The organism is Skermania sp. ID1734 (assembly GCF_007489285.1).
Classification (GTDB): domain Bacteria; phylum Actinomycetota; class Actinomycetes; order Mycobacteriales; family Mycobacteriaceae; genus ID1734.
Map to the genome: position 1 here is coordinate 134,053 of NZ_VLIY01000011.1, position 12,984 is coordinate 147,036.

The following is a 12,984-nucleotide window of genomic DNA, read 5'->3' on the forward strand; positions in this document are numbered from 1 at the left end:
AGGGTGCTTGCCCCCGAGCGCCGCACGCGCACCGACATCGCTGTGGCCGTGGCCATCGTCGTTGCTTTGGCCATTGCAGCCGTGACGATCTGGCTGCACAGCGACGCCCGGGGCACCACCTCGATCACCGCGTCGACACCCGCCAGCCCGCTCCCCTCGGCCGCGAGTGTCCCGACCTCGCTGACGCGCGCCTGGACCGCAACAAGTGGCGCCACCGAATCGCCGATCGCGGTCAACGGGGTGGTCGCCACCGCAGACGACGGCACGGTCACTGGCCGTGATCCGCGGACCGGCAAACAGTTGTGGAGCTACCAGCGCAACATGCCGCTGTGTGGGGCCATCTCCGCCTGGGCGACCGTCGTCGCGGTCTATCGCGACCGTCGCGGCTGCAGCCAGGTGACCGAACTCGCCGCATCGGACGGCTCCCGTCAGGCCTCACGCAACAGCGATGCCGACAACACGGTGCAGCTGTCCACCGACGGGACCTATGTGCTCGCATCCGGTCCGACCCGCCTGGAAATGTGGCGCTCGGACCTGGTCCGCACCGTCGAATACGGCCGGGTCGACGCACCGGTCAACCCCAAGTCGCAGCCGCGCACCGGTTGCAAGCACACCTCTGCCGCATCGAGCCCGAGCCGGCTGTGGGTGCTCGAGCAGTGCCCTAACGAGCCGGTCGAGCGGCTGACCGTTCTCAATCCGGCGCCCAAGGACGCCACCAAGCCGGAGGAATACACCTCAACGATGCTGGTGAACCTGTCACCTGGCGTGCCGGGAGCGCGCATCCTGGTCGCGTCGGAGGACCGCGTGGCGATCTACCTGCCCGGCGATGGCCACAGCGGCACACAGAGCATCGGCGTCTTCGACAGCACCGACAACGAGGTGGCGCAATATCCGGTCCCGCCGATGTCGGCCGACGCGACTGCCGCAACGGTAGGCACGGCCCAGACGCTGTGGACGGGCAACGCGGTAATCGCTTGGGACCCCACCCAGCTCGCCTCGGTGTGGACGTTCAACGGCGCACTGGGCCCCGGTGCGTTGATGGCGGGGCGGTTGCTGGTTCCCGTGGCGGCGGGCATTGCCGTGCTGGAGCCGGCGACAGGTCAGCAGATCGGCCTGATACCCCTGCACCGCGACAAGGCGTCGGGCCCGATCACCACAGCCGTTGCCGGTTCGATCGTCATCGAGCAGCAGGGCAACCAGGTCACCGCCTGGCGCCCGGCCAGCTGATCAGTTACTCAACGCCGCGAGTGGGCGAAGCTTGGCACCGTTGCGCCAGTGATCGACAAGCTGCTTGGCCAGATCGACATATGCTTCCCCGCCCTTGTTCTTCCGGCCGGCGAGCACGGTCGCGCCCGAGGCCGTCGCCTCGGCAAATCGAATGGTGCGGGGAATCGCCGGGGAGAGCAACGATAATCCGTACCTGTCCGAGACGTCCGCGAGCACATCGCGGGCATGCGTGGTACGCGCGTCGTAGAGGGTGGGCAGCGCGCCGAGCAACTGCAGGTCCGGATTGGTGATCTGCTGAACCTCTCGCACCGTGCGCAGCAGTTGGCCGACACCGCGGTGGGCCAGGGTCTCGCACTGCAGCGGCACCAGCACGGCGTCAGCGGCCGTGAGCCCGTTGAGCGTCATGATGCCCAGCGAAGGCGGGCAGTCGATCAGAATGACATCGAATTGCTCGCGCAGCGGCGCCAGCGCCCGCTTGAGCGCGAACTCGCGACCCGGCCGCATCAGCAACACCGCATCTGCGCCCGCCAGATCGATCGTGGCAGGCAGCAGGGTGACGCCGTCGGAGGTATCCAGCAGAACCTCTTTGGCGTGCATGTCGGACGTCAGAACGTCGAATACCGACTTCTCGAGGCGGTCCGGGTTGTGCCCTAACGAGAAGGTCAGACAGGCCTGCGGATCCAGATCAACCACCAGAACGCGCTGATCGAGGGCGGCCAGCGCCGCTCCGAGGGAGGCCACGGTGGTCGTCTTCGCGACCCCGCCCTTCTGATTCGCTACCGCGAGAACCCTTGTCACGGCCCCGATCCTCCCCCAAAAACCGCAATCCGGCGAGTGTTAGCTTTCAGCTAGCGATTCACCCCTCGGCGTTCACCCCGCACATGTGCACGACAGGCGTCATGATGGAGCGATGAACGAAGCGGCCCGACTGGTACTTATCCGGCATGGAGAAACCGAATGGGCGCGGTCCGGCCAGCACACCGGCCGCACCGATATTCCGCTTACCGCCCGCGGCGAGGAACAGGCCCACCTGACCGGCAAGGCCATCGCCCGACTCGGTTTGCGCAATCCGTTGGTGATCAGCAGTCCACGGCAGCGCGCGCTGCGCACTGCCGAACTCGCCGGCTTGACCGTGGACCGGGTCTGGGACGACCTCTGCGAATGGGACTACGGCGAATACGAGGGCCTGACCACTCCGCAGATTCGGGAAACGGTGCCGCACTGGACCGTGTTCACCCATCCGTGCCCCGGCGGTGAAACGGCCGACGCGGTGCAGGCCCGCGCGGACACGGTGCTCTCGGTCGTCGAACCGCAACTCGCCAACCGCGACGTGATCCTGATCGGCCACGGCCACTTCTCCCGGGTCCTCATCGCCCGCTGGAATCATCTGCCGGCCAATGAAGGGCGACGCTTCGCGATGGCTGCCGCGGCGATCACGGTGCTCGGATACGAACACGGCGCCAAGCAGATTCAGATGCTCAACTGCACGCCCGAGGGATGATCCGGCGCGCCACCCCGGCCGACGTGACCGCGATCGTCGGCCTCGTCGAAGAACTCGCCGAGTACGAGAAGGCCCGCGATCTTTGCCATGTGCGCGCTGAGCAACTGCGCGCCGCATTGTTCGGCCCCGAACCGAAGGTCTTCGCCCACGTCGTCGACATCGCCGGCGAGGTGGTGGGCACCGCGATCTGGTTCTTGAACTTCTCCACCTGGGACGGACTGCACGGGATCTACCTCGAGGACCTCTACGTCAAGCCCGCCTTCCGCGGCGCCGGTTATGGGACGGCACTGCTGCGGGTCCTCGCGCAGGAATGTGTCGAGCGGGGCTACAGCCGGTTGAGTTGGTCCGTGCTCGACTGGAACACGCCGTCGATCGCCTTTTATGAGTCGCTCGGCGCGCAACCGCAGGATGAGTGGACGGGATACCGGCTCAGCGGCGCGGAGCTGCGCAAACTCGGGTCGCGCTAACGGTCGCCCGGCTGGCCGGTGGTGTCGCTGGCGTATTGCTGCGCCATCCAGCGGGTGGCCGGCGGCGAAAACAACAGGACGAGAATGGCAATCACGGCCACGGCAAGGATCGCACCGAAAACCGGCTGATGGGAATCCGTCAGCAGCGCCCACGCGACCGGCAGCAGCAATATCTGGGCCACCACCGCGATCGTCCGGCCCCAACGGTGCGCCCGAAACAGCCCGACGCCGGCAGCGAGGACCGCACCGCCGAGCACGGCGAACCAGACGGCGGTGCCGTAACCGCTGATCTTTGATTCGTCGTGACCGAGCAGCCCCCTGATCACCAACACCACTGCGACCCCCACGGCGACGGCGCCCTCGGCAGCCACCAGCGCACCGGCCCACCGAACAGGTTTCGGGGCGGCGACGGACGATGTGGCGTCGTGGGTTGGCGACTGGGACACGTTCAACAGACTAGCTGCCAGCTACGCTGATGCCCCGTGCGTGCGCTGCTCATCGTCAATCCGAACGCGACCTCGACCACACCTGCGGCTCGAGACCTGCTCGCACATGCGCTCGAGAGCCGGTTGCGGCTTACCGTCGCGCACACGTTGCACCGCGGGCACGCCGGCGAACTCGCCGCCTGGGCCGCCGCCGAAGGCATCGATCTGATAGTCGTGCACGGCGGCGACGGCACGGTCAACGAGACGGTGAACGGATTCCTGCACGCCCCCGATTTCAGCGCCGACCATCCCGCCCCGACCGGCTGGGTGCCGCAGATAGCGGTGCTGCCAGGTGGTTCGGCCAACGTCTTCGCCCGTTCGCTCGGCATCGCGGCGGATCCGGTGGTCGCGACCAATCAGCTGATAGACCTGCTGGCCATGAACCAGCGCCGCCGCATCGGGCTCGGCTACGCCGACAACCGGTGGTTCATGTTCAACGCCGGCATGGGACTCGACGCGATGGTGTGCGAGGCGATCGACCACGGCCGCAACGCCGGCCGCACCGCCACCCCGACGCGGTACGTGGCCACCGCTGTGCGCACCTTCTTCCAGACCAAACGCCACGAACCGACTCTGACGGTTGCGCTACCCGACCGCGAACCCGTCAACGGCGTGCACTACGCCTTCGTGTCCAACGCGAGCCCGTGGACCTATCTCAATTCCCGGCCCGTGCACACGAACCCGGGCACGAGCTACGACAGCGGCCTCGGCGTCTTTGCCATGCGCACCATGGCGGTGCTGCCGAGCCTGCGCGTCTCGGGTCAGTTGCTGAGAGTTGGCGCACAACCCTCCGGCCGCCGACTGCTCCGGATCGACGACACCGACCGCGTTGTCATTCGGTCCGCAACGCCGATCGCGCTGCAGATCGACGGCGACTACCTGGGACAACGCGAAGAAATGACGTTCCGCTCGGTGCCGAACGCGCTCGAGGTGATGGCCCCGCCGACGCCCGAACCGGCGCAGCCAAAACCATGAAATCTCGCCAGAGGTAGTGCAAAAGCGCCGTGGACAGAGTAAAAAGGACGACGGACTTCAGCAGGGGAGCCTAACAAAGTGAGTTTCCCCACGGTGCACCGAATATCTATTGACATCTACTGTGTTCGTGAAAGCATTCACAAGCAATAGTGCGGAAACCTTGGGTCCGCGCAGGTAAACGCTTGCGTACATGATGGTGCCTTCTTGGCACCCGGTTAGGAGCAGAAGGAATGGACTGGCGCCACAAAGCAATCTGTCGCGACGAAGATCCGGAACTGTTCTTCCCGGTGGGGAACAGCGGACCCGCGCTCGCGCAGATCGCCGATGCCAAGCTGGTCTGCAACCGCTGCCCGGTGACCGCCGAGTGCCTGTCCTGGGCTTTGAAGTCCGGCCAGGACGCCGGAGTCTGGGGCGGTATGAGCGAAGACGAGCGCCGCGCCCTCAAGCGCCGCAACGCTCGCACGCGGGCGCGCAGCACGGTCTGACGGAAGCATCCGCAAGGCCCGGCGCGATCGAGTGCCGGGCCTTTTTCATGCACGGGCCTCGCTCGTCGACCGCGCTACGCGCGGCCTCCTCGTCGGCTCGTGTCCAATTTTCGGCCTCGCTCGTCGACCGCGCTACGCGCGCCCTCCTCGTCGGCCGAGCGGCACGCGGAGAATGGCGTCCGTTCCGCCGTCCTCCCCCGGATGCAGGCCGACCGAACCATTGAGTTCGGCGTTGACCAGCGTGCGCACGATCTGCAGACCGAGCCGATCGGACTGCTCGAGGCTGAACCCGCTCGGCAACCCGCGGCCATCGTCGTGGATCACCACGTCGAGCCAGCGCGCCGACCGCTGCGCCTTCATGGTTACCGTGCCATCCTCGCCCGGGTTGAAGGCGTGCTCGATGGCGTTCTGAACCAGCTCGGTCAGCACCATCACCAGCGGCGTCGCCCGCTCGGCCGAGAAGACGCCGAGACTGCCCTCGCGGCGGATCTTAACCGGCGTGTTGACCACGGCAATGTCGGCCATCATCGGCACCAGCGCATCTACCACGCTGTCGAGATCGACCTCCTCGTCAACCGACAGCGACAGCATTTCGTGCACCACCGCGATCGAGGACACCCGGCGCACCGACTCGGTCAGCGCCACCCGCGCTTCCTCATTCTCGGTGCGGCGGGCCTGCAGCCGCAGCAGCGCGGCGACCGTCTGCAGGTTGTTCTTCACGCGGTGGTGGATCTCGCGGATCGTGGCGTCCTTACTCAGCAACGCCCGGTCACGCCGTTTGACCTCGGTGACGTCGCGGACGAGGATTGCGGCGCCGTCCAGCTTGCCGTGCGGCCGCAGCACCAAGGTGCGTAGCAGCACCGTCGCCCCGTGCGCGTCGACCTCCATCCGCCTGCCGCTGCGCCCCGCCAGCGCCTCCCGGATGTCGGCGGCGACCTCCTGTGCGTCGAAGGGATCGGTCATGAGCGAGCGCGTAGTCTCGGCCAGATCCTGGCCCGCAAGGTCACTCGTCAGGCCCATCCGGTGATAGGCGGACTGCGCATTCGGACTCGCATACACCACGCGGCCATCGGTATCGAGCCGGATGAAACCGTCACCGGGACGCGGGCTCGAATGGGTGGCCGCGCGGTCCTCTGGCATCGGAAAACTGCCGTCGCAGATCATTTGGCACAGGTCGTCCGCACACGCCATGTACGCGTGTTCCAGCGTGCCCTTCACCCGCACCCGCTCGGCTTCGGTGTCGCGGCTGAGCACGGCGATGACGTCATCGCCGCAGCGGACCGGAATCGCGTTACGCACGAGCGGAATTTCGGCGCCCAAGTTCGCCGGGGATGGGCCACCGACGATGTCGCCGTCGATAAGCGCCTTGATCACCTGCGGATGTTCCGAATGCGAGGCGAGCGTGCCGACCATGTCCGGGACGATGACGGTCGGCGAAGTCGTCGGCCGACACTGTGCCACGCAGACCACGGGATTGCCCTCGCCGACTGGCCCGGAGCCGACCCAGAGCAGAAGGTCGGCGAAAGACAGATCGGCGAGCATCTGCCAGTCCCCCACGAGCCGCTGCAGGTGGTCCACCGCGGCGCCCGGGAGGTCGGTGTGATCGGCGAGCAGTTCGCTCAGCGTCGACATGCCAGCGCCTCCGGACTAGCTGATGACCGCAATCAGGTCGCCTTCGTTGATGACATCGCCGGGTTTGACGTCGACGGACGACACCGTGCCGGCCACCTCGGCGAGCACCGGAATCTCCATCTTCATCGACTCCAGGATCACCAGGGTGTCTCCGATCCGAACGGCATCGCCGACGTTCACGCTCACCTGATAAACCGTCGACACCATCTCGGCGCGTACGTCCTCAGCCATCGAGCCGCCTACCCTCTTTCGAACACGCAGCCACTGTCTCCTACAGCCAACCACACGTGAAAGAATGGCTCGCAACAGAAGGGAGACTTACGTATGGGTAAGCGCGGTCGTAAGAAGCGTTCGCGTCGCAAGAACGCAGCCAATCACGGCAAGCGTCCAAACGCATGACGCGAAATCGCCCCGCACCCTCGAGGAGTGCGGGGCGATTTTTTTCGCCTAGGCGTTGGGCTCGGTGCGACGAATCACCGTCGATTGCCGAATCTGGAGAGTCAGTCGTTGCCGCAACCGTTCCGGTGCGCGATCGCCCCCGCACTTGCGGCTGAGCAGCTGCTTGATCTGCTCCTCGATTCCGTAGCGCTCGAGGCAACTGCCGCACTTGTCCAAGTGCTGCTGGAGTCGCTGCCGAGTCGCGTGGTCACACTCGTTGTCGAGGACGAGCCAGACATCGGCGATTACGGCCGAACAGTCGAGCTCGAGCTCGTACTCTTCCTGCTCGAATCCGTCGTTAGTCGAGCTCACCGCGAAACCTCCTGGGTCGCAACACTTTCCGTTCCACGGTTGAAACCGCGCTCGCGCGCAACATCGGCGAGCAGCCCGCGCAACTGCTTACGGCCACGGTGCAACCGCGACATGACGGTGCCGATCGGGGTACCCATGATCTCGGCGATTTCCTTGTACGGGAAGCCCTCCACGTCGGCGTAGTACACGGCCATCCGAAACTCCTCGGGGAGTTCTTGCAGCGCCGCCTTGATGTCGTCATCGGGCAATGCGTCCAGGGCTTCCACCTCGGCCGAGCGCAGGCCGGTCGAGGAATGCTCGGCGTTGGCCGCGAGCTGCCAGTCGGTGATTTCGTCGGTCGGGTACTGCGCCGGCTGACGCTGCCGCTTGCGGTAGGAGTTGATGTAGGTGTTGGTCAGAATCCGGTACAACCAGGCCCGCAGATTGGTGCCCTCCTGGAAGGACCCGAACGCGGAAAACGCCTTGGCGTAGGTTTCTTGCACCAGGTCCTCGGCATCCGCCGGATTGCGGGTCATCCGCAACGCAGCACCGTACAGCTGGTCCAACAACGGCAGCGCATCCCGCTCGAACCTCGACGCCATCTCGGCCGCGGTCTCGGACCCGTTGCGTTCGGATGGTCCATCGGATGGCTCTGCCGGACTCTGCTCGCCGCGCACACTCGTCCCTTCGGTTGCCGTAATCACCAAATCTACGCCGAACAGCTTCCTAGCCTGTTCGGCTGGGGGTTCGAGAGTGAGCACTGGCACCGACGGGCTCCCTTGTGTTGTATGCGGACGATTGCTGCAACACCCATGCGCGCGCGGCTGTTCCCGCTGACCTACGGTCGCAGCGTGTCCACTCCCGCGATTCGGTTGCTGGTTAGCGCGAAGATTGCCCATCAGGTGCACTCCTACGAGCACCACCGGTCGACCAGGTCGTTCGGTGCGGAAGCGGTGGAAGCGCTCGCCGCCTTCGACCCCCGTCGGATTTTCAAGACGTTGGTGCTCGAGCTGTCTGACGGCCGCCTGGCCGTGGCCGTTCTCCCCGTCCCTGAGACGTTGTCACTCAAGTCCGCGGCAGCCCACTTCGCCGTGTCCAAGGCTCGGCTCGCAGACTCAACCCGTGCGGAAAAAGCGACCGGCTACGTGGCCGGCGGTATTTCACCGCTCGGCCAGCGCAAGAGGCTGCCGACCGTGATCGACACCAGCGCGCTCGATTGGGACACGGTGCTGTGCAGCGCCGGCCGGCGTGGACTGGAGATCGAACTGTCGCCGCAGAATTTGATCCGGTGCAGCGGGGCAGAGCTGTGCGATCTGACCAGATAGTCCGCTCGTCGGTCAATCGACCGATACCACAGCGGTACTGACGGTCGGTAGCGTCCCGGCGCGTGCGACTTGGCTGGATGCGTTATCCCCTGATGGTCCTGACTTTCCTTTTCGTGGCGGTCGTGAGCGCGTGTTCTGGCACCTCGACTGACGGCGCGTCGCTTTCCAGGACGGGATACGGAGACATCAATATCGGCGAATCAATTGGTGCCATCCGCGCGGCACACCCGGACTTCCCGAACGTCGCGGTCACGGACATCGTCACGGTGACGTGGCAGGACTGCAACTACGGGTTTACCAAAGGCTTCCTGAGCTCGATCACCCCCAACAGCGGCGGACGCACTGCCGATGGTGTCGGTCCGGGAACACCCCTGTCGCGCGCGACCGAGCTCTACGGCGCGCCCTTGGACATCTCGGTGAATTCGTCCGGAACCACACTGACTTACGCAGCGAATCAGGCACAAGGCACCGCGTACCGGATGGGGGTGCGCGACTACTCGACCAGCGGCAGCAACGCTAACGGGACCGTCACAAACGTCGGGCTCTGCCGCTGCCTACCGCACGGAAAGTGGGACGAGCCCGTCGTCGTGGTCACTACCGACTCGATCGGCGCCGCGACCGTCGGAATGAGCGCTTCCGAAGTCGAGCGTGCGGCCGGGGTTTCGTTAGCCGAGATGGGCGACGGCGAATACGTCTTCAACACCACGAGGCAGCCGGCGTATGCCCAAATTTGGGCACATCCCTACTTCGGCTCGCTCGGGATTGGCCCCGTCGACGGCCAGATACAAACGGTTGTCACAGACGAGGGCTACCGACTCGGCGAGGACGCGGAGGCGTTCTTGAAGATCTACGGCACGCGCGCGAAACCGGTCCAGTACTCGGGTGGCGAACACCCCGGCCACTACTACGTCGTGACCGGTTTACATGGGTCACTGGTCGCCGCACTCGATTACGCAGACGGCAACAAGATCGCAATGCTTTGCGTCGGCCGTGATGGCACGAACGTCAATGCGTGGTGCTGACACTCACAGAAAGCTGATCTGTCCCGCTGGCTCCGCCTCCTCCGCTGGACGCACCAATTCCGGTGAGTTGTTCTTGACACTGTTGACCAGCGGTGCGACGCGCCGCACCTCCAGCGCACCTACGATCTCGGGATCCGGTGGCTCGAGCAGTTCAGCCGGTGCCCGATGATCCGGATCCAACCAGGCATCCCACCGCTGCGCTGGCATGACCAGCGGCATCCGGTCGTGGATGCGCTGCAGCTCACCCACGGCATCGGTGGTCAGAATCGTGCAGCTCAGCAGCGGCGGAACCGACCGATCCGCGTCCGGATCGCGCCACACCGACCACAAACCCGCCATGTATACCCGCGAGCCGTCGCGTGGCGTCATGAAGTAGGGCACCTTCGCCGGCTTGCCTGACCCGTCGGGCTCGGTCAGCCACTCGTACCAGCCGTCCATCGGAACAAGGCAGCGCTTGGAGCGCAGCGCGTCGCGGAACGCTGGGGTGGTCGCGGCCTTGTCCGCGCGGGCGTTGAACAGCGGTTTGCCCTTCGCCGGCACCCCCGGCTCGGCCGGCACCGTCCAGTGCGGCACCAGGCCCCACCTCATGCGGCGAATACGCAGCGTCGGTGTGTCTCTCGGGTGGTCATGATCGTGCCGTTTCACCACGGTCAGCACCTTCGTGGTCGGGGCCACGTTGTAGTTAGGGCCGGCCTCCTCGGGTAGGAGTTCCTCTTTGGGGTCGGTTTCATCGATCGCGTCGAGCTCGGTCGCCAATAGCGCCGGATCGACGGTGGTCGCGTATCTGCCGCACATAACTCCATGCTGGCACGGCGGTACGACAACGCTCGACTGCTCTGCGCGCGCGGGATAGGGAAAGATGGGCACAGTGAACGTCTGGTCCGCACCCACCGCCGATGCGCCGATCCGTGCCGTCGTGCCGCTGCCCGGATCCAAGTCGATCACCAACCGGGCGCTGGTTCTCGCCGCCCTGGCCGACGGGCCGTCGACTATTCGCGGCGCACTGCGCAGCCGGGACACCAACCTCATGATCGACGCCCTGCGCGGCCTCGGCACTGCCATCGCCTCCGACGCCGAAGAAACAACGCTGCACGTCACGCCCGGCGCTCTCGCGGGCGCGGACGTCGACTGCGGTCTGGCCGGAACGGTCATGCGGTTCCTGCCCCCGCTGGCGACGCTCGCGCAGGGCAAGGTCGGTTTCGATGGCGACGAGCAGGCATACGCCCGTCCGTTGGACACCATCCTCGACGCTTTGCGTGTCCTCGGCGCCGACATCGACGGCGCTGCGCTGCCCTTCGTTGTCAACGGCCACGGGTCGCTGCGCGGCGGCGAAGTCACCATCGACGCGTCGAGTTCGTCGCAATTCGTCTCCGGTCTGCTGCTCTCGGCCGCGCGCTTCGACGAGGGCGTCACCGTCCGTCACAATGGCAAGGCGGTGCCGTCGATGCCGCACATCGAAATGACCGTGCAGATGCTGCGCACCGCCGGCGTGACCGTGCAGACGCCCGCCGACTCCGGCGACGCCGACACCTGGTCGGTAAAGCCGGGACCGATCGCGGCCGTCGACTGGGACGTCGAACCCGACCTGTCCAATGCGACCCCGTTCTTGGCGGCGGCCGCCGTGACCGGCGGTGCGGTGACGGTCCCGCGCTGGCCCGCGCAAACCACGCAGGCCGGTGACGCGATTCGCGACATCCTGAACCGCATGGGGGTCGAGACCGAGCTCGACGCAGCGGGTCTCACCGTCCGCGGCCCCGGCCGACTCACCGGCATCGACGTCGACCTGCACGACGTCGGCGAGCTCGCCCCCACCGTCGCCGCGCTCGCGGCGCTCGCGGATTCGCCGTCCTGGCTGCGTGGCATCGCTCATCTGCGCGGCCACGAAACGGATCGTTTGGCCGCGTTGCGCACCGAAATCAACGCGCTCGGCGGCAACGTCGACGAAACCGCCGACGGACTCCACATAACGCCGCGAACCCTGCACGGCGGCCGCTGGCACTCCTATGCCGACCACCGGATGGCCACCGCCGGCGCCATCCTCGGGCTGCGCGTGGACGGCATCGACGTGGAAGACGTGGAAACCACCGCCAAGACGCTGCCCGGCTTCGTTTCGCTCTGGCGGCGGATGCTCGCGGGGTCCGGCAACTGAGGCGCCGCGAGTACGACGAGTCCGATGTCCGGATCCGACCGGGCAGGGGCTCGCGTCCACGCACCAAGAACCGGCCACAGCACGCCGATGCCGAGGGCGCGATGGTGGTCTCGGTGGACAGGGGCCGGTGGGGTTGCGTGCTCGGCCGTGACCCGGACCGGCCGGTCGTGGCCATGCGCGCCCGCGAGCTGGGCCGCACGCCGATCGTCGTGGGCGACAACGTCGATCTGGTCGGCGACCTCTCCGGCAAGCCGGACACGTTGGCCCGCATCGTTCGCGTCGCCGAGCGCAGCACCGTCCTGCGTCGCACCGCCGACGACACCGATCCCTTCGAACGCATCGTGGTCGCCAACGCGCAGCAGTTGCTCATCGTGGTGGCGCTGGCCGATCCCCCGCCGCGCACCGGCTTGGTCGAGCGCGCGCTCATCGCGGCCTATGCCGGCGGGCTCGAGCCCATTCTGTGCCTGACCAAAAGTGATCTGGCCGATCCGGCGGCGTTCGTCTCGGCGTTCGAGGGTCTCGACCTGCGGGTGGTCATCGCGGGTGTGGAAGATCCGTTGGATTCGGTGCACGAGCTACTGGAGGGCAAGCTCACCGCACTCATCGGGCATTCGGGGGTCGGCAAGTCGACACTGGTGAATCGGCTGATTCCCGACGCCGACCGGGCCGTGGGCACGGTGTCCGGCGTGGGCAAGGGCCGGCACACCTCGACTCAGTCGATCGCGTTTCCGTTGCCCGGCGATGACGGGTGGGTGGTCGACACGCCCGGCATCCGTTCGTTCGGCCTGGCCCACATCTCCCCGGACGACGTGATCGGCGCCTTCGCGGACCTCGCGGTAGCGATCGAGGACTGTCCCCGCGGCTGCACACACCTCGGTCCACCGGCCGACCCGGAATGCGCGTTGGACGAGCTACCCGTCCCGCATGAAAGGGTGGCCGCCGTGCGGCGACTACTCACCGCCCTCGCGTCGAACGATCCCTACTGAC

17 protein-coding genes are annotated in these 12,984 nt (G+C 66.5%); 10 read left to right on the plus strand and 7 right to left on the minus strand.

Features of this window, described 5'->3' with window-relative positions; genetic code table 11:
* The first annotated feature begins 3 nt into the window (after positions 1-3).
* Positions 4-1,227 (plus strand): PQQ-binding-like beta-propeller repeat protein, encoded by a 1,224-nt coding sequence (locus FOS14_RS15175; RefSeq protein ID WP_143771644.1) that lies wholly within the window; start codon positions 4-6, stop codon positions 1,225-1,227.
* Here FOS14_RS15175 and FOS14_RS15180 read toward each other — a convergent pair whose 3' ends face one another.
* The gene (locus FOS14_RS15180; RefSeq protein ID WP_143771645.1) at positions 1,228-2,025 is read right to left on the minus strand and encodes a ParA family protein; all 798 of its coding nucleotides are present in this window, start codon (positions 2,023-2,025) and stop codon (positions 1,228-1,230) included.
* Between the two features lie 112 nt (positions 2,026-2,137).
* Here FOS14_RS15180 and FOS14_RS15185 point away from each other — a divergent pair, with 112 nt between their 5' ends.
* Together FOS14_RS15185 and FOS14_RS15190 are read left to right on the plus strand one after the other, a co-directional pair.
* Positions 2,138-2,728, plus strand: coding sequence for an acid phosphatase (locus tag FOS14_RS15185; RefSeq protein WP_143771646.1), 591 nt, complete (start codon positions 2,138-2,140; stop codon positions 2,726-2,728).
* Entirely contained in the window at positions 2,725-3,195 is a 471-nt protein-coding gene (locus FOS14_RS15190) for a GNAT family N-acetyltransferase (RefSeq protein ID WP_143771647.1), read from the plus strand. The genes FOS14_RS15185 and FOS14_RS15190 overlap by 4 nt, the downstream gene beginning before the upstream one ends.
* Here FOS14_RS15190 and FOS14_RS15195 read toward each other — a convergent pair.
* Positions 3,192-3,641, minus strand: a complete 450-nt coding sequence (locus tag FOS14_RS15195; RefSeq protein ID WP_143771648.1) for a hypothetical protein — start codon at positions 3,639-3,641, stop codon at positions 3,192-3,194. The genes FOS14_RS15190 and FOS14_RS15195 overlap by 4 nt on opposite strands.
* 36 nt (positions 3,642-3,677) lie before the next feature.
* Here FOS14_RS15195 and FOS14_RS15200 point away from each other — a divergent pair, with 36 nt between their 5' ends.
* Positions 3,678-4,655: a diacylglycerol kinase family protein gene (locus FOS14_RS15200; RefSeq protein WP_143771649.1), complete on the plus strand. Its 978-nt coding sequence runs from the start codon at positions 3,678-3,680 to the stop codon at positions 4,653-4,655.
* A gap of 230 nt (positions 4,656-4,885) precedes the next feature.
* On the plus strand, positions 4,886-5,140 hold the full coding sequence (locus tag FOS14_RS15205) for a WhiB family transcriptional regulator (RefSeq protein WP_143771650.1): 255 nt from the start codon (positions 4,886-4,888) through the stop codon (positions 5,138-5,140).
* A gap of 132 nt (positions 5,141-5,272) precedes the next feature.
* Here the strand turns inward: FOS14_RS15205 and FOS14_RS15210 are convergent, their stop codons facing one another.
* Positions 5,273-6,772, minus strand: coding sequence for a sensor histidine kinase (locus tag FOS14_RS15210; RefSeq protein ID WP_143771651.1), 1,500 nt, complete (start codon positions 6,770-6,772; stop codon positions 5,273-5,275).
* 15 nt (positions 6,773-6,787) lie between these two features.
* Positions 6,788-7,003: a biotin/lipoyl-binding carrier protein gene (locus FOS14_RS15215; protein WP_143771652.1), complete on the minus strand. Its 216-nt coding sequence runs from the start codon at positions 7,001-7,003 to the stop codon at positions 6,788-6,790.
* A 93-nt stretch (positions 7,004-7,096) separates the two neighbouring features.
* Between FOS14_RS15215 and FOS14_RS25515 the strand changes: the two genes are divergently transcribed.
* A complete protein-coding gene (locus FOS14_RS25515) occupies positions 7,097-7,171 on the plus strand; it encodes a 50S ribosomal protein bL37 (RefSeq protein ID WP_370512239.1) in 75 nt (24 codons plus the stop codon).
* A gap of 48 nt (positions 7,172-7,219) precedes the next feature.
* Here the strand turns inward: FOS14_RS25515 and rsrA are convergent, their stop codons facing one another.
* Both rsrA and FOS14_RS15225 read right to left on the minus strand, forming a co-directional pair.
* On the minus strand, positions 7,220-7,522 hold the full coding sequence (gene rsrA, locus FOS14_RS15220) for a mycothiol system anti-sigma-R factor (protein ID WP_143771653.1): 303 nt from the start codon (positions 7,520-7,522) through the stop codon (positions 7,220-7,222).
* Positions 7,519-8,178, minus strand: a complete 660-nt coding sequence (locus FOS14_RS15225; protein ID WP_185981793.1) for a sigma-70 family RNA polymerase sigma factor — start codon at positions 8,176-8,178, stop codon at positions 7,519-7,521. The genes rsrA and FOS14_RS15225 overlap by 4 nt, the downstream gene beginning before the upstream one ends.
* Positions 8,179-8,313: 135 nt before the next feature.
* Between FOS14_RS15225 and ybaK the strand changes: the two genes are divergently transcribed.
* The gene (ybaK, locus tag FOS14_RS15230) at positions 8,314-8,826 is read left to right on the plus strand and encodes a Cys-tRNA(Pro) deacylase (RefSeq protein ID WP_143771733.1); all 513 of its coding nucleotides are present in this window, start codon (positions 8,314-8,316) and stop codon (positions 8,824-8,826) included.
* A 122-nt stretch (positions 8,827-8,948) separates the two neighbouring features.
* Positions 8,949-9,848, plus strand: a complete 900-nt coding sequence (locus FOS14_RS15235) for a hypothetical protein (protein WP_143771654.1) — start codon at positions 8,949-8,951, stop codon at positions 9,846-9,848.
* A 3-nt stretch (positions 9,849-9,851) separates the two neighbouring features.
* On the opposite strand, the gene FOS14_RS15240 is transcribed toward FOS14_RS15235, so the two are convergent.
* Positions 9,852-10,643, minus strand: coding sequence for an SOS response-associated peptidase (locus tag FOS14_RS15240; RefSeq protein ID WP_143771655.1), 792 nt, complete (start codon positions 10,641-10,643; stop codon positions 9,852-9,854).
* 64 nt (positions 10,644-10,707) lie between these two features.
* On the opposite strand from FOS14_RS15240, the gene aroA reads away from it, so the two are divergent.
* Positions 10,708-11,997, plus strand: coding sequence for a 3-phosphoshikimate 1-carboxyvinyltransferase (gene aroA / locus FOS14_RS15245; RefSeq protein WP_143771656.1), 1,290 nt, complete (start codon positions 10,708-10,710; stop codon positions 11,995-11,997).
* On the plus strand, positions 11,964-12,983 hold the full coding sequence (rsgA, locus tag FOS14_RS15250) for a ribosome small subunit-dependent GTPase A (RefSeq protein WP_370512240.1): 1,020 nt from the start codon (positions 11,964-11,966) through the stop codon (positions 12,981-12,983). The genes aroA and rsgA overlap by 34 nt, the downstream gene beginning before the upstream one ends.
* The last annotated feature ends 1 nt before the right edge of the window (position 12,984 follow it).